Below are 16,404 nucleotides of genomic sequence, written 5' to 3' on the forward strand. Positions count from 1 at the left end.
TCAGCCCTCCTCAGCCGAGGCGGCGGTGTCGGTGATCAGGTTCAGCTTGGTGAAGCCTTCGGACGACAGGCGCGCCATGACGCGGGCAACCGCCTGATAGGGGGCGCGGCCGTCGGCGCGGACGAAGACGGGGCGTTCGCGCGCACCCTCGCCGCCTTCCTGGGCCACGCGCAGGACCAGATCGTCCCAGCTGACGCCGCCTTCGCCGACGAAGATTTCGCCGTCTTCCTTGATCGAGACGGTGACCGGCTCGTCGCTGGCATCGACGGCCCCGGCCTCGGTCTTGGGCAGTTCCAGCGGTACGCCGACGGTCAGCAGCGGGGCCGAGACCATGAAGATGATCAGCAGCACCAGCATGACGTCCACCAGGGGCGTGACGTTGATCTCGCTCAGCGGCTGTTTGCGGGCACGGCGACGACCGCGTCCGCGACCTCCGCCCCCGGCTGCTCCACCCATGGCCATGGCTCAATACTCCCGGCGGGCGGTATCGTCGTAGGGACGGCTGGCGGGCGTACTGGGCGCCGGGCCGCTCAGGCGGCGCGCGACGGCGGCCTGAAGATCGTCGGCAAAGCTCTCCAGACGGCCGGTGAACTTGCCCGCGTCGATCGAGAACTTGTTGTAGGCGATATAGGCCGGGATGGCCGCGGCCAGGCCCAGGGCCGTGGCGAACAGAGCCTCCGAGATCGCCGGGGCGACAGTGGCCAGATTGGTGTTGCCCGAGGCCGCGATGGCCCCGAACGCATTCATGATGCCCCAGACCGTGCCGAACAGGCCGACGAAGGGCGAGGAGGTGGCGACTACCGACAGCACGCCCAGCCCGTTCTCGACCTTCTGGCCTTCCCGCGCGATCAGACTGTCCAGCGCCCGGTCGATGCGCGAGACCAGCAGCTTGCCCTGGTGCTCGTTCAGCAGACCACGCGTCCGCGTCTCGCGCCAGTCGGCCAGGGCGATGACCAGCATGCGGGGCAGGGGGTGTTCGGGATTGGTCCCGGCCTGGGCCGCGATATCCTCCAGCGACCGGCCCGAGCCGACCTCGGCCTCGAAGGCCCTGGCCCGGCTGTTCAGGCCGCTGAACTTCATCGCCTTGTCGATGATGACCGCCCAGGACCACAGCGAGGCCACGATCAGGCCGATCATGACGGCCTTCACGACCCAGTCGGCGGCCATGAACATCTCGATCGGGTTCAGCATGGACGTGGCTTCGGCGGCGATGGTCATTCAGGCGTCCTCGGTCGCAATTCGTGCATGGGCTCCATCCCTGTGCACCGGATGGAGGTGGCGGTTGTGTGGCGGTGTGGCGCGGGTCTAGCCGGGTGTGGCCCCGGCGTCACTCGGTCGGCGTCTGACGGTTGCGTGAGCGGCCTATTCGGAGCGCTGTGGCGCAGGCGCGTTCGGCTGCACCGCCACCGATACGGGCGCACCCACACTGATGATCACGCCCTCATGGCCTTCCTTGGCGATGGAATATGTGGCGGCGTCGCGCAGCAACTGGTTCTCGCAGGTGACATCGTTGGGGCGACCCAGATCCTCGCAGCCGCGCTTGGCGGCATCGGCCCAGCCGCGCACCCGGCGGGTCGCGGCCTCGGCCCGGCTGATGGCGGCCTCGTCCTCGGCCTTGGCCTGGGCGATCAGGGCCTGGCGGGCTCCCTGCTGATATTGCAGTTCGGCCTGACCGGCCATCTTGCGTTCCCAGACCTTGTAGTACGGACAGCCGACCAGGCCGCCGCCGAACAGCAGCACGGCCAGCAGGACGACGGTGATCAGGAAGGTCCAGCCCTGGCGCTCGGTCATGGTGGGGGTCGTCTGGGCCATGTCAGGTCTCCGCTTCGATCAGGATGTGAGGGGTGGCCAGCCAGGGGCCGACCTTGTCTTTCAGGGCTTGCGTCGGGCGGCGCGGGCGGCCGTCCATGTGGATGCAGACGACCTCGACCTCGGCCCTGCACAGGACCTCGTCGCCGCGCGTGACGGCCTGATTGATCAGCAGACGGGGCCCCTTCACGGCTTCGTAGTGGGTGCGCACGATCAGCGCGTCGTCGATGCGGGCGGGTTTGTGAAACGTCAGACCCATCTTCGACACGACGAAGGCCAGGGGCCGGTCGCCGTCCAGCAGTTCGGCATGGCCGATGCCCATCATCCGTAGGGCGTCGGACCGGCCCCGCTCGAAATAGCGGACATAGTTGGCGTGATAGACCAGGCCGGTGAAGTCGGTGTCTTCATAATAGACGCGGACGGGAAGGCGATGCTCGCGCCCCTCGAACCGTCCTGCCGTTGGGGTGTCGATCATGGCACGGCCTGCACGGGACGGCGCTCCATGAAGCCTGGGCAATCGGCGCGCACCATGGCCGCGAACTCCTTGGGCAGGGGGTCGTTGTCCAGCAGGATGCGCTGCGGCCGCGAGACGAAGGCCACGACCTCCGGCTCGCCGCGTCGTCCGGCATAGCCGCACAGCGCCAGACCATCGCCCTGCTCGGTGTAGCGCAGCTCGGCCGTGCGACCCAGATGCTCGCGCAGCTGGGTCAGGGCGCGGGCCTGCCGATCCGGCTCCTGCGGTGTCAGGGCCCCGTTCTGAACGAAGATCCAGGCCGCCAGTCCGCCCAGCACCAGCACCGCGATGCCCAGCACCACGATCAGCCGATCCGTTCTGATGACCCGACGCGCCATGCGTTCAAGCATGCCGGGGTTCGCGGCGAAGGTGAAGCCGTCACGGCCCGGCTATTTTCCGCCGAACAGGTCAGGGGCTTTCGGAGGTGCCGGCGGCTCAGTCAGGCCCAGATGGGCATAGGCCTTGGCGCAGGCCATGCGGCCGCGCGGGGTGCGCTGGATGAAACCTTGCTGCAGCAGATAGGGCTCGATCACATCCTCCACGGCGTCGCGGGCTTCTGCGATGGCGGCGGCCAAGGTGTCCATGCCGACGGGGCCGCCGCCATAGTTCTCGATCAGGGCCTTCAGGAAGCGGCGGTCATTGGCGTCCAGCCCGACCTCGTCGATCTCCAGCCGCGACAGGGCGCGGGCGGCGACCAGCTTCGATATGGTCGGTGCCCCCTCTGCGCTGGCAAAGTCGCGGACGCGCCGCAGCAGTCGTCCGGCCACGCGTGGCGTGCCACGGGCGCGGGAGGCAATCTCGCGCGCGCCTTCCGGGTCGATGGGGGCGCCCATCTTGCGGGCCGCGCCGGTGATCACGCGGACCAGTTCGTCGGGCGTATAGAACTCCAGCCGCAGGGGGATGCCGAACCGGTCACGCAGGGGCGTGGCCAGCAGGCCCGCGCGTGTGGTGGCCCCTACCAGGGTAAAGGGGGCCAGGTCGATCCGCACCGACCGCGCCGACGGCCCTTCGCCGATGATCAGGTCCAGCACATGGTCCTCCATGGCGGGATACAGGATCTCTTCGACAGCCGGGGCCAGGCGGTGGATCTCGTCGATGAACAGGACGTCGCGCGGTTCCAGATTGGTCAGGATCGCCGCCAGATCGCCCGCCTTGGCCAGAATGGGTCCGGAAGTGGCGCGAAAGCCGACGCCCAACTCGCGCGCCACGATCTGGGCCAGCGTGGTCTTGCCCAGACCCGGAGGGCCGAACAGCAGCACGTGGTCCAGCGCCTCGGCGCGGCCGCGCGCGGCGTCGATGAAGACCTTCAGATTGCCCTTGGCCGCCTCTTGTCCGACGAACTCCGACAGGACCTGTGGCCGAAGGGCGCGGTCATAGGCCTCGCCGGGGGCGGACTCGGGCGAGATGATGCGGTCGTCGGTCACCGGCCCAACTCCTGCAAGGCCGCGCGGATGACGGCGGACAATTCCGCCTCCTCACCCAGCCGGATCAAGGCCTGATCGACGGCGCGGCGGGCATTGATCTCGGCGACGCCCAGACCCAGCAGGGCAGACACCGCCTCGCCGGTGACGCTCGGCAACGGAGCCAGCGCTTCGGCATGCATCCCCGGCGCGCTCGGCGTGAAGCTGACCTCGCCCAGTGGCTTACCCTTCAACTCGGTGACGATACGCAGGGCCAGTTTGGGTCCGACGCCATTGGCACGGGCGACCGCCGCCTTGTCCTCACGCGCGACGGCCCCGGCCAATTCGCCGGGCGGCAGGACGTCCAGCACCGACAAGGCCGCCTTGGGCCCTACGCCCTGAATGCCGGTCAGGGTGGTGAATGCGCGACGTTCATCGCGGGTCAGAAAACCGTAAAGGCGGGGGCCGCTCTCGGCGTTCCAGACATGCTCGATATGAAGCGTCGCTTCGTCGCCGGGCGCAGGCAGGCGTTGCAGTGTACGCGCTCCGCAGGCCACGACATAGCCGACTCCAGCGCAGTCGATCAGGCAGTGATCCTGCTCCACCTCGGCCAGCATTCCGCGCAGACGCCCGATCATGAGGCCACCGCCAGCAGGGCCCGCTTGCGCAGCTGGGCATGGGTGATGGCGACGGCCAGGGCGTCGGCGGCGTCAGCTTTCACCTCACCGGCGGCGGGCAACAGGCGTTTGATCATAAAGGCGATCTGGCCCTTGTCGGCATGGCCCGCCCCGACGACGGCCTTCTTGATCAGATTGGGCGAATATTCCGAGACCGACAGACCGCATCGCGCGGGGGCCAGCATGACGGCGGCGCGGGCATGGCCCAGCTTCAGGGTCGAGGCCGGGTTCATGTTGACGAAGACCTCCTCGATCGCCGCCTCGTCACAGGCATGGGCGGCGCAGATGTCGGACACGGCCTCCAGCAGGAACAGCAGCCGCTCGCTGAAGGGCGCAGCCTCAGGCGGGGCGACCACCCCATGCGCGATCCAGCGCAGCCGCGACCCCTCGACTACCACCACGCCCCAGCCGGTGCGGCGCAGGCCGGGGTCCAGGCCCAGGATTCGCGTTCCATTCTGAATCAGCGCGTTCGTCATTCGTTCCAGTCATGCCGCAAAGACGGTTAGCGAACAATGACCGTGACGTCGTTCTAGTCGTCGCGCGGATCGAGATCATAGGCAATGATCCCATCTATGGCTCTCAGTCGACCGGCAAGATCGTGGACGTCGTCCGGAGTCGCCTTGGTCAGGCGGAAGCCCCAGCGCACGGTCTGACCACCGTCCAGAAGCACATGATGATCGGATCTGTCCACGCGATGAAGGCCGGAAAGGGCTTGTCTGACGGCCGCCTCGACCTCGGGTGTCTCTCGTCGCCAAGCCACGGTGGCATCCACGACGGTCGTCTGGGGCAGACGTCCGCTGACAAGACGTAGCCCTATCAGGATGATCGCCGTCAGCAGGGTACCTACCGCCCCCAAACCATAAAGCCCCGCCCCGAACAAAAGGCCGATCGCTGACGTGATCCAGAGCGACGCCGCCGTGGTCAGGCCGTGGATCGAAAAGCCGCTGCGAAAAATCACGCCTGCGCACAGAAAGCCGATGCCGGTCAGGACGCCGTGCGCCATCCGGGCCGGGTCGCTGATGATCTCGGCGTCGGGCAGGGGCATGAACCGCCACAGACCCTGCATGACTGCCGCCTCCATCAGGAGAGCGGATGCGAGACAGACCAGAATGTGCGTTCGGAACCCTGCGGCCCGGCCGCGCCATTCGCGTTCAAAACCGATCAGGCCGCCGGCCAGAACAGCGGCAAGAAGAGGCAAGGTGAAGCCAGGCAGGTCATTCCAGATCATCGGTGGCCAACGACGCCGGGATTCGCGAGGTTCCGTCCACGGAGAAAAACGTAGTCAGACTCTGACGATCACCATCAATCTGCGGGAGCCACAGGTGACGTCGCCATGGGCACATCCGGGATGACGGGCGGCAAGAGCGACTCTTCCGCCGTGGGCTCGTTCCTGGGCATGAACGGATTGTCCTGTGCAGATGGAAGCTCAACACGCGCGGGCGCCTGGGGTGCCGGTCGGCGCTCAAGCTCAAAAGACACTGTCAGACTGATCGTGGTCGCTACAGCCTGACCGTCAACCCGGCTCGGCACCACCCGCGCCTCGGCCAGTTGCGGAGCGAGGACTGCGGACAATCCAGACCCTGCAGGCGTATCGATCCCACGGCATTGGCTTAGCCGCCCGTCGGGTGCTGCGACGCAGGTCAGTCGTGAAGACACACGCTCGAAGTCACCACGCAACTGATCCGGGCGAACCTGATATTGTGGCGCAACGGCCCATTCGAGTGGCATCCAGCGCGACGATCGATCAGGCCCTGGCGTTGCGCGGGAAGGCTGCCCAATCTGTTCGCGGCCGACGTCGGGAACCGAAATATCCAAGGTTTGGCCCGGTATGGGCGCCGTCAGTTGCCGCTCGCGCTCTGCGGCAGCAAGATCTGCCATTACCCGGCGTTCTTCGGCCAGACGGGCCTGCTCTGCCCTGTAGGGCTCGGCTTCTCGGTAAGCATCCGAAAGGTAGAGGATGCTCGCTGTGCCAACCAGGATCAGGGCGGCCCCACTGGCGGCGGCTGTCGCCATCATGCGGCGATCGGGCACCGTCGGGCCGCCCGCGTTCAGCGGTTGATAGTCGTGGTGTGCCAATCCCTCGTCCCCGGCCCGGTGTCCTGATCGCTATACTGACAAGCTGCGGATCGTAGGCAAGGGGGCGGGGTCCGAGCGAGATCAGCCGTGCCTTTCGACGTAGGCGTCCGGATCCTTGTTCACCGGCTTGATTCCGGTGATGTGCTCGGCCTCGAAGGCGGCGAATTTGACCGCCAGGTCATGGCGCATCGCCAGATCGGCATTGAGACGGAAGTCCGTCAGGCCCTGCCGCTCTTCTTCGCCCATATGCTTGGAGTTGACGACATTGGCCTGGCCCACTGCCTCGAACCAGCCGGGCGAGCCGACCTTGTGGCCCTCGACGGCCTTAACCGCGTCGCGCAGTTTGTTGTGGTCCTCGATGGCGTCCTCGGTCTCGCCCGCGACGGTGCCATCCTCGGCATCGTTGGCCCCTTCGCCGATCTTCATCAGCTGCGGATAGAAAAACCGTTCCTCGGCCTCTGCATGGACATCCAGAAACGCCGACAAACGGCCCCACACCGCAGTGAGGGCGTCGGTGTCCTTCGGATCGATCTGTTCGATGATGGCGAACAGGCGGCGCTGCTCCGCATGGTCGTCGAGGATCAGCTGGGTGATGTCCATGAGGTTGGCTCCGGCAAGGCTTGAAGCCGCATAATCGCCGCGGCCGCCACCGGTTCCGCGCTAACGACTCGCAAGCCTCAGCTCGCGTATTTCGCCAGGTCCTCGTCGGAGATGTCTTCATTCGAGAAGACGTTCTGCACATCGTCCTCGGCGTCCAGGGCGTCGAGCAGTTTCATCAGGGTGCCGACCGCCTCGCCGGTGACCTGGACCTCGGATTGCGGCTTCCAGACGATTGCGGTGGACTTGGGGTCGCCCAGGACCTTGGACATGGCTTCGGCCACGTCATTCAGGTCCTCGAAGGCGGTCCAGATGGTGTGGCCAGGCGCGTCCTCGTAGATGTCGGGCTTGACCAGGTCGCTCTCGACGTCCTGTGCGCCCGCCTCGATGGCGGCTTCCATGACCGCGTCCTCGGTGCCGGCCTCGGCGGGGTAGCGGATCTGGCCGACCTTGTCCCACATGAAGGCGACCGAGTTCATCTCACTCAGCGCCCCGCCGTTCTTCTTGAAGGCGGTGCCGATGTTGGAGGCGGCGCGGTTGCGGTTGTCGGTCAGGGCTTCGACGATGATGCCGACGCCACCGGGGCCGCGACCCTCGTAGCGGACTTCTTCCATCGTATCGACGTCGCCGGCCGAGGCCTTGTTGATGGCGCGCTGAATCACGTCCTTGGGCAGACTTTCGGCCTTGGCGTTATTCACGGCAAGGCGCAGGCGCGGGTTCATCGCCGGGTCGGGCAGGCCCGATTTGGCCGCCACGGTGATGTCGCGAGACAGCTTCGAGAACAGCTTGGAGCGCTGGGCGTCGGCGCGCCCCTTTCGGTGCATGATGTTCTTGAACTTGGAATGGCCGGCCATTTTGGAGGTCTCTTCTTTGCGCTAACGCTCGGCTCGCGGAGCCTCGCTGTTTGAGCGCGGGTTGGGCGCCAATGCTCGCGACGCGGTCGCTCGCTGCTTGAGCGCGATGTCCGTTGGTCTATCTGGATTGAGGCTACGGTGATCAGCCGCATGTCTCGGTTGCGCGCATCTAGCGGATGATGCGAAGGCTGTCACGATGCAGGAACCGTAACGGTTTGATGGTATTATTCCCCTAGAAGGCGGTGAAGACCGCAGCTGACGGGGCCAAGGGAAACGACATGACCGCCGAAGACGTCATCTACAATTCCAAGCTCTACGACGAAGACGACTTCAACGAGCGTGGCCCCGACATCGTCGAATGGTACGAGGCGCGTCCCGTAACCGTGCCGGCCGCCGTCGCCGCCGGCTCGATCCTTGGGGCCTTCGCCTTGGGGGCCCTGACCGCCGTCGGCATTCTTTTCCTGACCGGTCAGCTGGACGACTAGGCCGACGGGCTGCGTGTCAGTCGGCCTTCAGATTCTCCACCACCGCCCGCAGACGCTCGGGCAGGGGCTTGGGCCGTCGGGTCTCGGCGTCGACATAGACGTGCACGAAATGGCCGATGGCGGCCGGCACGCTGGCCCCACGACGGAAGACGGCAAAGCCGTAGGTCACGCTGGACGTGCCGACGTGATCGACCTTGATCCCCACCTCGATCACGTCCGGAAACTTTAGAGACGAGGTGTAGCGACAGCCGGAATCCACCACCAGGCCGATCGATTCCGTCAGGGCGTCGGCGATCAGCAGATGCGAGTTCACGGCCGAGTCCACGAACTCATAGAATTTGGCATTGTTGATGTGACCATACTGGTCGTTGTCGGCCCAGCGGGTCGAGACCATGTGAAAGGCCTTGTAGGTCGCGCGTTCGGCCAGGGGCCCTTCATCTCTCTTCGGCATCGGACGTCTTCTCCCTCGGCGACGCGAACCGTCGCTCTTCGACCGCGACGCTCCCGCTTGGACGACGCCGCGTCAAGCGCCTATCGATAGGGTCTCGATCACGAAGGCGCTGGTTCCGGCGCATACCAGGGAGGGCCCATGACCATTCAGACCCGCGCAGCGGTCCTCCGCACTGTCGGTGCCGCACGCCCCTATGCCGACAGCCGTCCGCTGAGCGTCGAGACGGTGACGCTCGACCCGCCGGGCCGGGACGAGGTGCTGGTCGCGATCAAGGCGGCGGGCCTGTGCCATTCGGACCTCAGCGTCATCAACGGCGACCGGCCCCGCCCCCTGCCCATGGCCCTGGGGCATGAGGCGGCGGGGGTGGTGGAGGCGCTGGGCGAGGGCGTCACCGACCTGGCTATTGGCGATCACGTCGTCATGGTCTTCATGCCGTCCTGCGGCCACTGCCATCCGTGCGCCGAGGGGCGGCCGGCCCTGTGCGAGCCGGGGGCGGCGGCGAATGGCAAGGGCGAGCTGCTGGGCGGTGGGCGGCGGCTGCACGCCGATCAGACGGCGCTGAACCACCACCTGGGCTGTTCCGCCTTTGCCGAGCGGGCGGTGGTATCGCGCCGGTCGCTGGTGAAGATCCATCCGGCCCTGCCTTTCGAGCAGGCGGCCCTGTTCGGCTGCGCGGTGCTGACCGGGGTCGGGGCGGTGGTGAATACGGCGGGGATGCGGGCCGGGCAATCGGTCGCTGTCGTCGGCCTGGGTGGGATTGGCCTGGCCAGTGTGCTGGGTGCCCTGGCCAGCGGGGCGTCGCCTGTCGTAGCCGTCGATCTGTCTGAGGACAAGCTGGCCCTGGCCCGCAGTCTGGGCGCGGTGCAGACGGTGAATGCCGCCGATGCCGATGCGGTGGAGCAGGTCCGCGCCCTGACCCATGGCGGGGCGGACTATGTGTTCGAGATGGCCGGGTCGGTGCAGGCGCTGAACAGCGCCTGGCGAATGACGCGGCGGGGCGGCACGACCGTGACCGCCGGACTGCCGCCGCCCGATGCGGCCCTGGCGGTCAATGTGGTGTCGCTGGTCGCCGAGGAGCGGACGCTGAAGGGCAGCTATATCGGCACCTGCGTGCCCGCCCGCGACATCCCCCGCTATGTCGCCCTGTTTCGCGAGGGGCGTCTGCCGGTCGACAGGCTGATGACGGGGCGGGTGGCGCTGGACGACATCAACGCCGCCTTTGACCGACTGGCGGACGGGCAGGCGGTACGCACGGTCGTGACCTTCGACGCATAGAGAAAAGGGGGCGCGACCCTTTCGGATCGCGCCCCTCGAACGCCTGAGGAATGGCTCAGGGTTTAGTAGCGGCGGTTGTCGTTGTCGCGGCGCTCCCAGCGGACCTGTTGCGACAGACGGTCATAGCGACGGTCCAGATCGTTGCGCTCGCGCACGCTCAGGCCACCGCGCAGATAGTTGCGCTCCAGATTGACCAGGGCGATCAGTTCGCCACGCAGACGGTTGGCCTCGCGGCGGCTCAGCGAGCGATTGCGCTCGCCCTGGTCGATGCGGCGGTCCAGATTATACTTGCGCTGGGCGATCTGCTGCCAGCCGCCGTGATGCTGGACCTGCACATAGCCGTGGCCGCGCGCCGGGCCGTAGCCATAGGACTGGGCCGCAGCCGGGACCGCGACGGAAGCGGCCACCAGGGCCAGGGCGGGAATGAGAGCCTTCTTCATCATCATCGGTCTTCTCCTTGATGCTTCACGCCGACCGGGGTGGCGGCGTTGAGATGGAGAAAACCATCCCCCGGCTGAGCGCCATCTGAACGCGCCGGGTCAGGTTTCATTCATGCAGATGAAATCGGGGAAAGGGAGGGCGTGGCGGCTGCCGGGGTTGAACGCAATGTCTGCTTCCGACCCATAGCAGACGTTGACTCGCTGGAACGGTCGGGGCCAGTTGCTTCGCGATGAGAACGCGCACGAAGGTTGCGGCAGGTGTCGCTTTTGCCGTTGTGGCCTTAGCCGTGGGGCGATTTGTGGCTCACGACTGGCTGACGGTCGATTCCTGCTACGATAGCGGTGGCGTCTATCTCGATGAGATCGACAAGTGCTCTCACTCCCAGGTCGAGGTCGATCTGTATCGGCCCAAGTGATCTGCCCTACGTCCGATATCCGCCGTCCAGCCAATGACGAGACACGACCCAAAGCGGACCTTGGTGGTCGACAGGTTGGAGCCAGTGATGACTCGCGGGTCACTGAGCTCTGAATCGGATGGTGAAAGTCCCTCGCGCCTCCACCGGTTCACCACCAACCGTACTTGGGCGGAAACGAAAACTTCCCTCCGCTGCGAGCGCCTCTTGGCCAAATCCGTACCCCTCGACGGACTCGGAGATGACGCGGCAATCCCGCGCCCGGCCCCTTGTCGTAACGATGCAGTCTATCCGTGCCGAGCCGTCCGTCATTGCTCCTCGCGCTTTTGCCGGGAAGGATACTCGCGGAGTTGCAGCCCATTGAGGGGCGGTCTGCTGAGCGCCGAAAGCACGTGGTACTGCAGGGTTAGCCAAAGCCGCTCGTCGACGCGGTGCGGCTCCGGAGCTCACTGCATCTTGGGCTATGCGCTCCCATGGCCGATTTGTCTCAAGACCGGGCATTGTGACCAGACTGTCAATGTCTGAACGGTGACCCTCAATAAGGAGGCGCCCATCGGTGAGCTCCGCAGCGCAGTCGCTGTTCGTCATCCGGCGAGACGAGCCCGCTGCAGCTCGACCATAGGCCTGCAAAAAAGCCAAGTCCGCCAAATTGGGGCGGCTGGTGCCGGGCTCGGGGTTTTCCACATCTTGGTAACCGCCGTCGAAGAGCTGGCGGGTCTCTGCCGGTAGTCCGTCAGCGCACCGACCTGCCGTGGCTCCAAGTGTCATTACCAAAGACACGGCGTGCTCCTGCTCTGGCGTCATTTCGATCGGTTCAAAGACAGTGTATTCCACCACAGTTCGAGCCTGCGGGTCCTGCAGCACAACCAAACTCAGAAGCAATGATGCAAGGAACATCAGACTTTCTCCCAGACGACCATTAGGCCGGACGCTTTCCTTCTTAGCGCCGTAATCCAAACCTCCAAAGCGGGTTAGTCACGCTGGCTGCCGGAGCCGAGGCTTTGCCCTATAAAGCTGCGGCCCTTGAAAAGTGATGTCCGCTTTTCATTTCCAAGCCTGCGTCCGCTTCCGACCCATTGCAGCCATTGAAGGGTTAGCAGAAGATCGGCTCATGAAACTCGGGTTCACCTGTCCGGTCTGTGGATTCCATGATGCGAAGCTGCCGCCCTTTGAGGACGGGCAGAACAATTGGTATCAAGAAATCTGCCCCTCCTGCGGGACCCAGTTCGGCTATGATGATGCCAGTTTGAGCCATCAAGCATTGCGACTTCGTTGGATTGAAAACGGAGCGAAATGGTCTTCATCCGCCCCCGCGCCTATTGGTTTTGACGGCCTTCTACAGCTACGAGCGGCTGATCCTTCAACCGAATGAGCATGTCTGTTTCCCACCCATAGCAGAGCTTCGGAGCGTCTGCTTCGGGGCGAACGCAAGCTGTGCTGACCCTTACGACGGCGACCCGCGCAAAAGACCGGCGCAAACGGTGAAATCTGTCTAGACTGGCTGTTCAGCCATCGTTCAGAGCCTGGGGCCTAATCACACCGTCATGTCACGGATCTTCGTCATCGCTGCTGCCGCCCTCATGGCCTGGGCCCCTCTGTCGGAGGCGTCGGCGCAGGATCGTGGGCGCGGGCGCGGGCCCGATCGCGAGCAATCGCAGGACCGCGACCGCGAGCGGCCGTCTATCAGCGCGGGGGAGGCCCTTTCGATAGCGCGCAGCCGGGCGCGCGGCGCCCGTTTTGTCGGCACCATGGCATCCGGAGGCGGCACCTATGTGTTTCGCTTCGAGAGCCCCGAGGGGCGGATTTTCGATATCAGCGTCGACGCCCGCACGGGCCGCGCGGGAGGAGGCTGAATGCGTGTTCTGCTGGTTGAAGACGACGTCGATCTGTCGCGTCAGCTGAAGACCGCCCTGGGCGACGCCGGCTACGCCGTCGATCACGCCGCCGATGGCGAGGAGGCGCACTTCCTGGGCGACACCGAACCCTACGACGTGGTCGTACTGGACCTGGGCTTGCCCAAGATCGACGGCGTTTCCGTGCTGGAACGCTGGCGGCGCGACGGCAAGACGACGCCGGTGCTGATCCTGACGGCGCGCGGGGCCTGGTCGGACAAGGTCTCGGGTTTCGACGCCGGGGCCGACGACTATCTGACCAAGCCCTTCCATACCGAGGAGCTGCTGGCCCGGCTGCGTGCCCTGCTGCGTCGCTCGGCCGGGATCGCGTCTGCGACCCTGTCCTGCGGTGGCCTGCGGCTCGATCCGCGCGCGGCCCGTGCCACGGTCAATGGCGAGCCCCTGCGCCTGACCTCGCTGGAGTACCGCCTGCTGCACTACATGATGATGCATCAGGGCCGGGTCATCAGCCGCACCGAGCTGGTCGAGCACCTGTACGATCAGGATTTCGACCGCGATTCCAACACGATCGAGGTCTTCGTCGGTCGTCTGCGCAAGAAGATCGGCTCCGACCGGATCGAGACGGTGCGCGGTCTAGGCTATCGCCTGACGCCGCTGGCGGGTGAGTCCGAAACGGCGTGAGCCCAGCCGTCGATCAGGGGGCTGAACCGACGTCGGAGCCGGTTGCCGAACCCCGGACCTGGGGCCGCTATTTCGGGCGCCCCGGGCGGTCGCTGACGCGCCGTCTGATCTGGCTGGCTTCGGCCTGGATTGTCGTGGCCCTGGTCCTGACCGGCTATGTCCTGACGTCCCAGTTCCAGGAATCGGCCCTGCGGCGACTGGGCGCCACCCTGCTGGATACCATCGACGAGACGGTGGTGGCGACCAACGCTACCGATTTCAGCGTCGTGACCCGCCCCATTGGCGATGCCCGGACCCAGCGTCTGCTGTCCGGAAAATACTGGGTCGTGGCCGAGGTCCGGCCCAACGGCGAGGTACATTTCCTGTCGCGCTCGGCCTCCCTGCCGGTCGGTGAGCTGACCGTGCCAGCCGAACTGCCGGACCGGCTGGCGGACGCCAGGGGTCAGGTCATCAGCTATGACGACATCGGGCCCAAGGGCGAGCCCCTGCGCGTCGCGGCCAGCATGAAGGAATTGCCGGGTCGCACGCGGCCGGTCGTCTTCATCGCCGCTATCGATCGCTCCGACGTGGATGCCGACACGCGCCAGTTCGCCCGCGTCACCTGGATCGCCCTGCTGATCCTGGGCCTGGGTCTGGTCGCGGCGGTCTTCCTTCAGGTCCAGATCGGCCTGCGCCCCCTGTTTGGGCTACGCAACGAGATCGCCGATGTGCGCAAGGGTCGCGCGGCGCGGATCGTCCAGCACTATCCCGTCGAGATCCAGCCCCTGGCCGAACAGGTCAACCGCCTGCTGGACGCCAATCAGGAGACAGTGGAGCGCCAGCGCACCCATGTCGGCAATCTGGCCCATGCGCTGAAGACGCCGCTGTCGGTCATGCTGGCCGAGGCGGGCAGCCAGTCCGGGGCGCTGCCCGATCTGGTGCGCAAACAGTCCGAGATCATGAAGGCCCAGGTCGAGCATCATTTGCGCCGCGCCCGCGCCGCCGCCCGCGCCCAGAGCCTGGGCGAACGCACCCCCATCGGCGACGTGCTGGACGAGATGGCGGTCATGCTGGAGCGGGTGTTCGAAGAGAAGGGTGTCGAGATCGACTGGCGTGCACCCGACGACCTCGCCTTCCGCGGCGAGCGACAGGACCTGCAGGAAATCCTGGGCAATCTGATGGAGAACGCCTCCAAATGGTCGAAGCGTCGGGTCCGCGTCTCGGCCGGTCCGACCGGCCTGGGCCAGATGGTGGTGGTGGTCGAGGATGACGGCCCCGGCCTGCCCGCCGATCAGCGCGAGGCGGCCTTGGAACGCGGCGCACGCATGGACGAGACCACGCCGGGCTCGGGCCTGGGCCTGTCGATCGTGGTCGAGCTGACCCGGGCCTATGGCGGCCGGATCACCCTGGGCGACAGCGATATGGGCGGGCTGAAGGTTTTGCTGGAGCTGCCCAGCGCCGAACTGTGACCCGTCTCGACAGTGAATTTTAACCCGACCGGGTCAGAACGGCACAGGTTGCACCGACCCTGGCTCTCGGGATTACAGTATGTCCGGGCTGACGAATGCCCAGCGCGAAGGCTTGCGGTCCCTGATGTCGGGGCTGAACGACGTGCGCCTCAGCAAGGTCGCAACAGCCGTCGGAGCCATGCCCGGCCAGACGGCAGAGGCGCTGGCCGTCATGATCGGCGTTGAACTGCGCGAGCGTAACCGCAAGCGCCGCGTGCTGGGCCCCCTGATGCCGATGTTCCGGCCGCGCCCGGATGGGGTGCAGGCCCTGACCTTTCCACCGGTGGTGCTGGAGCGGCTTTGGGCCATGGCGCGCGCGTCTGAGCCCGAACTTCTGACGCGGCTGGACGGGGGCGAGGCGGAGGCCGCGCTGGTCGCCGAGCGGCTAGGGATGGCGGCGGCCAATGCGGCGCGCAACCGGGCCGACGACCTGTGGCCCAACGCCTATGTCGAGCCGCTGGAAAACCTCATCCTGTGTCTGGACCTGCTGCCCGTGGCGCGGCGGGCGGTGACCGGACTGGAGGCCTGGCTGAAGCGACCGGACGATCAGGAACTGGCCGCGCTTCGGCTGGTGCTGCGCGATGCGGAAGCCGTCAGTCCGGAGGGGCCGCGCGCGCTGATCGACATTCTGTTCGCGCACATGGACGATGCGGTGCTGGTGCTGCGCCTGCTGCCCCATGTTTCAGGCGCGGCGGCCTCGGCTTCTCTGATGAGCGGGTCGGAGTTCGGCATCTTCGTCGACCGCCTGATGGCGGCGATGCAGGCGCGGGCCGGGCGGATCAACGCCTTTCGTCCCGGCCGCGACATGGCCGGGCTGGAGGCCCTCGTGGCCGATCTGGACTGGTGCGCCACTGTCCTGGCCGAGGTGGATGTCGTGCTGGATCCCGAACCCTACAGCGAATGGGGGCAGGTCATGCGCAAGACCCGCCAGTCGGTCGGCGGGACCCTGTCCAATCTGATCAGGGCGACCGAGACGGCAGTCGAGGCTGGCCTGCCCATGACCCGGACGCCGCTGGCCGGGCGGATGACGCGTCGCACACCCCGGCTGGATGTGGAGACGACGCCGGGTCCGGACGCTGCCGGTCCCCTGCTGAAATTCGTGGCGGCGCTGCGCAAGACGGCACCCGTCTTCGGCTGCGAGGCCGAGCGCCAGCGGCTGGTCGAGGGCCTGACCGAGCGGCTCACCGATTATGCCGACGAGGCCCTGACCCTGGTCAATGCCGGCGAGGTCGAGGACAGGCCGCGCGCCCTGAAACAGATCAAGCGCGCCGCGACCTGGCTGGCCCTGATCGAGGCGAATGATGTGGCGCGATCCGTGCGGCGGCGGGTCGCGGTGGCTGACGGCGTCGCACCTGCCGAGAAGGCCTCGTCCGACGCCGCCTGATCGGCTAA

At 66.4% G+C, this 16,404-nt stretch carries 23 protein-coding genes; 8 read left to right on the forward strand and 15 right to left on the reverse strand.

The genetic code is table 11. The annotated features are described in order from the left end of the window. The 12 genes from ACE3TH_RS10200 to ACE3TH_RS10255 all read right to left on the reverse strand — a co-directional run bounded on the left by ACE3TH_RS10200 (position 1) and on the right by ACE3TH_RS10255 (position 7,927). On the reverse strand, positions 1 to 462 hold the full coding sequence (locus ACE3TH_RS10200; protein ID WP_292175381.1) for an ExbD/TolR family protein: 462 nt from the start codon (positions 460 to 462) through the stop codon (positions 1 to 3). A 3-nt stretch (positions 463 to 465) separates the two neighbouring features. After that, positions 466 to 1,218: a protein TolQ gene (tolQ, locus tag ACE3TH_RS10205; protein WP_374599645.1), complete on the reverse strand. Its 753-nt coding sequence runs from the start codon at positions 1,216 to 1,218 to the stop codon at positions 466 to 468. 144 nt (positions 1,219 to 1,362) lie between these two features. Then, positions 1,363 to 1,812: a hypothetical protein gene (locus tag ACE3TH_RS10210; RefSeq protein ID WP_374599646.1), complete on the reverse strand. Its 450-nt coding sequence runs from the start codon at positions 1,810 to 1,812 to the stop codon at positions 1,363 to 1,365. A gap of 1 nt (position 1,813) precedes the next feature. Then, positions 1,814 to 2,284 (reverse strand): tol-pal system-associated acyl-CoA thioesterase, encoded by a 471-nt coding sequence (gene ybgC / locus ACE3TH_RS10215; RefSeq protein ID WP_374599647.1) that lies wholly within the window; start codon positions 2,282 to 2,284, stop codon positions 1,814 to 1,816. Beyond that, positions 2,281 to 2,673 (reverse strand): hypothetical protein, encoded by a 393-nt coding sequence (locus ACE3TH_RS10220; RefSeq protein WP_374599648.1) that lies wholly within the window; start codon positions 2,671 to 2,673, stop codon positions 2,281 to 2,283. The genes ybgC and ACE3TH_RS10220 overlap by 4 nt, the downstream gene beginning before the upstream one ends. A 39-nt stretch (positions 2,674 to 2,712) precedes the next feature. Then, positions 2,713 to 3,747, reverse strand: a complete 1,035-nt coding sequence (gene ruvB, locus ACE3TH_RS10225) for a Holliday junction branch migration DNA helicase RuvB (protein WP_374599649.1) — start codon at positions 3,745 to 3,747, stop codon at positions 2,713 to 2,715. Further along, positions 3,744 to 4,361, reverse strand: a complete 618-nt coding sequence (gene ruvA, locus ACE3TH_RS10230; protein ID WP_374599650.1) for a Holliday junction branch migration protein RuvA — start codon at positions 4,359 to 4,361, stop codon at positions 3,744 to 3,746. Before ruvA ends, ruvB begins: the two co-directional genes overlap by 4 nt. Further along, on the reverse strand, positions 4,358 to 4,876 hold the full coding sequence (gene ruvC, locus ACE3TH_RS10235; RefSeq protein ID WP_374599651.1) for a crossover junction endodeoxyribonuclease RuvC: 519 nt from the start codon (positions 4,874 to 4,876) through the stop codon (positions 4,358 to 4,360). Before ruvC ends, ruvA begins: the two co-directional genes overlap by 4 nt. Before the next feature lie 53 nt (positions 4,877 to 4,929). Beyond that, the gene (locus ACE3TH_RS10240; protein ID WP_374599652.1) at positions 4,930 to 5,598 is read right to left on the reverse strand and encodes an MgtC/SapB family protein; all 669 of its coding nucleotides are present in this window, start codon (positions 5,596 to 5,598) and stop codon (positions 4,930 to 4,932) included. A 104-nt stretch (positions 5,599 to 5,702) separates the two neighbouring features. Next, positions 5,703 to 6,476, reverse strand: a complete 774-nt coding sequence (locus ACE3TH_RS10245; protein WP_374599653.1) for a hypothetical protein — start codon at positions 6,474 to 6,476, stop codon at positions 5,703 to 5,705. Between the two features lie 81 nt (positions 6,477 to 6,557). After that, positions 6,558 to 7,076, reverse strand: coding sequence for a hemerythrin domain-containing protein (locus ACE3TH_RS10250; protein ID WP_374599654.1), 519 nt, complete (start codon positions 7,074 to 7,076; stop codon positions 6,558 to 6,560). A gap of 77 nt (positions 7,077 to 7,153) precedes the next feature. Next, complete coding sequence (locus ACE3TH_RS10255; protein WP_374599655.1) at positions 7,154 to 7,927, reverse strand: YebC/PmpR family DNA-binding transcriptional regulator; 774 nt, start codon at positions 7,925 to 7,927, stop codon at positions 7,154 to 7,156. Between the two features lie 278 nt (positions 7,928 to 8,205). Here ACE3TH_RS10255 and ACE3TH_RS10260 point away from each other — a divergent pair, with 278 nt between their 5' ends. Further along, a complete protein-coding gene (locus ACE3TH_RS10260) occupies positions 8,206 to 8,412 on the forward strand; it encodes a hypothetical protein (RefSeq protein ID WP_292173067.1) in 207 nt (68 codons plus the stop codon). A gap of 16 nt (positions 8,413 to 8,428) precedes the next feature. Here the strand turns inward: ACE3TH_RS10260 and ACE3TH_RS10265 are convergent, their stop codons facing one another. Beyond that, positions 8,429 to 8,863 (reverse strand): thioesterase family protein, encoded by a 435-nt coding sequence (locus ACE3TH_RS10265; RefSeq protein WP_296168436.1) that lies wholly within the window; start codon positions 8,861 to 8,863, stop codon positions 8,429 to 8,431. A 138-nt stretch (positions 8,864 to 9,001) separates the two neighbouring features. On the opposite strand from ACE3TH_RS10265, the gene ACE3TH_RS10270 reads away from it, so the two are divergent. Further along, a complete protein-coding gene (locus tag ACE3TH_RS10270; protein WP_374599656.1) occupies positions 9,002 to 10,138 on the forward strand; it encodes a zinc-dependent alcohol dehydrogenase family protein in 1,137 nt (378 codons plus the stop codon). Between the two features lie 62 nt (positions 10,139 to 10,200). Here the strand turns inward: ACE3TH_RS10270 and ACE3TH_RS10275 are convergent, their stop codons facing one another. Next, positions 10,201 to 10,584 carry a hypothetical protein gene (locus tag ACE3TH_RS10275; RefSeq protein ID WP_374599657.1) on the reverse strand — a complete coding sequence of 128 codons (384 nt, stop codon included), beginning with the start codon at positions 10,582 to 10,584 and terminating at the stop codon, positions 10,201 to 10,203. A gap of 224 nt (positions 10,585 to 10,808) precedes the next feature. On the opposite strand from ACE3TH_RS10275, the gene ACE3TH_RS10280 reads away from it, so the two are divergent. After that, the gene (locus ACE3TH_RS10280; protein ID WP_374599658.1) at positions 10,809 to 10,994 is read left to right on the forward strand and encodes a hypothetical protein; all 186 of its coding nucleotides are present in this window, start codon (positions 10,809 to 10,811) and stop codon (positions 10,992 to 10,994) included. Positions 10,995 to 11,093: 99 nt separating this feature from the next. Here the strand turns inward: ACE3TH_RS10280 and ACE3TH_RS10285 are convergent, their stop codons facing one another. Then, on the reverse strand, positions 11,094 to 11,888 hold the full coding sequence (locus ACE3TH_RS10285) for a TonB family protein (RefSeq protein ID WP_374599659.1): 795 nt from the start codon (positions 11,886 to 11,888) through the stop codon (positions 11,094 to 11,096). A 214-nt stretch (positions 11,889 to 12,102) separates the two neighbouring features. Between ACE3TH_RS10285 and ACE3TH_RS10290 the strand changes: the two genes are divergently transcribed. The 5 genes from ACE3TH_RS10290 (at position 12,103) to ACE3TH_RS10310 (ending at position 16,396) form a co-directional block, all read left to right on the forward strand. Then, positions 12,103 to 12,363, forward strand: coding sequence for a hypothetical protein (locus ACE3TH_RS10290; protein ID WP_374599660.1), 261 nt, complete (start codon positions 12,103 to 12,105; stop codon positions 12,361 to 12,363). A gap of 172 nt (positions 12,364 to 12,535) precedes the next feature. Continuing rightward, complete coding sequence (locus ACE3TH_RS10295) at positions 12,536 to 12,844, forward strand: PepSY domain-containing protein (RefSeq protein ID WP_374599661.1); 309 nt, start codon at positions 12,536 to 12,538, stop codon at positions 12,842 to 12,844. Further along, the gene (locus ACE3TH_RS10300; RefSeq protein WP_374599662.1) at positions 12,845 to 13,525 is read left to right on the forward strand and encodes a response regulator transcription factor; all 681 of its coding nucleotides are present in this window, start codon (positions 12,845 to 12,847) and stop codon (positions 13,523 to 13,525) included. Then, positions 13,522 to 14,973, forward strand: a complete 1,452-nt coding sequence (locus ACE3TH_RS10305; RefSeq protein WP_374599663.1) for a sensor histidine kinase — start codon at positions 13,522 to 13,524, stop codon at positions 14,971 to 14,973. The genes ACE3TH_RS10300 and ACE3TH_RS10305 overlap by 4 nt, the downstream gene beginning before the upstream one ends. 79 nt (positions 14,974 to 15,052) lie before the next feature. Continuing rightward, positions 15,053 to 16,396 (forward strand): hypothetical protein, encoded by a 1,344-nt coding sequence (locus tag ACE3TH_RS10310; protein ID WP_374599664.1) that lies wholly within the window; start codon positions 15,053 to 15,055, stop codon positions 16,394 to 16,396. The last annotated feature ends 8 nt before the right edge of the window (positions 16,397 to 16,404 follow it).

The sequence above is a fragment of the Brevundimonas sp. genome, from assembly GCF_041919755.1.
GTDB lineage: Bacteria > Pseudomonadota > Alphaproteobacteria > Caulobacterales > Caulobacteraceae > Brevundimonas.

Excerpts from the sequence above, each read along its gene's own strand:
- ACE3TH_RS10200 (WP_292175381.1), bottom strand. The coding sequence starts at position 462 with ATGGCCATGGGTGGAGCAGCCGGGGGCGGAGGTCGCGGACGCGGTCGT.
- tolQ (WP_374599645.1), bottom strand. The coding sequence starts at position 1,218 with ATGACCATCGCCGCCGAAGCCACGTCCATGCTGAACCCGATCGAGATG.
- ACE3TH_RS10210 (WP_374599646.1), bottom strand. The coding sequence starts at position 1,812 with ATGGCCCAGACGACCCCCACCATGACCGAGCGCCAGGGCTGGACCTTC.
- ybgC (WP_374599647.1), bottom strand. The coding sequence starts at position 2,284 with ATGATCGACACCCCAACGGCAGGACGGTTCGAGGGGCGCGAGCATCGC.
- ACE3TH_RS10220 (WP_374599648.1), bottom strand. The coding sequence starts at position 2,673 with ATGCTTGAACGCATGGCGCGTCGGGTCATCAGAACGGATCGGCTGATC.
- ruvA (WP_374599650.1), bottom strand. The coding sequence starts at position 4,361 with ATGATCGGGCGTCTGCGCGGAATGCTGGCCGAGGTGGAGCAGGATCAC.
- ruvC (WP_374599651.1), bottom strand. The coding sequence starts at position 4,876 with ATGACGAACGCGCTGATTCAGAATGGAACGCGAATCCTGGGCCTGGAC.
- ACE3TH_RS10250 (WP_374599654.1), bottom strand. The coding sequence starts at position 7,076 with ATGGACATCACCCAGCTGATCCTCGACGACCATGCGGAGCAGCGCCGC.
- ACE3TH_RS10255 (WP_374599655.1), bottom strand. The coding sequence starts at position 7,927 with ATGGCCGGCCATTCCAAGTTCAAGAACATCATGCACCGAAAGGGGCGC.
- ACE3TH_RS10260 (WP_292173067.1), top strand. The coding sequence starts at position 8,206 with ATGACCGCCGAAGACGTCATCTACAATTCCAAGCTCTACGACGAAGAC.
- ACE3TH_RS10265 (WP_296168436.1), bottom strand. The coding sequence starts at position 8,863 with ATGCCGAAGAGAGATGAAGGGCCCCTGGCCGAACGCGCGACCTACAAG.
- ACE3TH_RS10270 (WP_374599656.1), top strand. The coding sequence starts at position 9,002 with ATGACCATTCAGACCCGCGCAGCGGTCCTCCGCACTGTCGGTGCCGCA.
- ACE3TH_RS10275 (WP_374599657.1), bottom strand. The coding sequence starts at position 10,584 with ATGATGATGAAGAAGGCTCTCATTCCCGCCCTGGCCCTGGTGGCCGCT.
- ACE3TH_RS10280 (WP_374599658.1), top strand. The coding sequence starts at position 10,809 with ATGAGAACGCGCACGAAGGTTGCGGCAGGTGTCGCTTTTGCCGTTGTG.
- ACE3TH_RS10285 (WP_374599659.1), bottom strand. The coding sequence starts at position 11,888 with ATGTTCCTTGCATCATTGCTTCTGAGTTTGGTTGTGCTGCAGGACCCG.
- ACE3TH_RS10290 (WP_374599660.1), top strand. The coding sequence starts at position 12,103 with ATGAAACTCGGGTTCACCTGTCCGGTCTGTGGATTCCATGATGCGAAG.
- ACE3TH_RS10295 (WP_374599661.1), top strand. The coding sequence starts at position 12,536 with ATGTCACGGATCTTCGTCATCGCTGCTGCCGCCCTCATGGCCTGGGCC.
- ACE3TH_RS10300 (WP_374599662.1), top strand. The coding sequence starts at position 12,845 with ATGCGTGTTCTGCTGGTTGAAGACGACGTCGATCTGTCGCGTCAGCTG.
- ACE3TH_RS10310 (WP_374599664.1), top strand. The coding sequence starts at position 15,053 with ATGTCCGGGCTGACGAATGCCCAGCGCGAAGGCTTGCGGTCCCTGATG.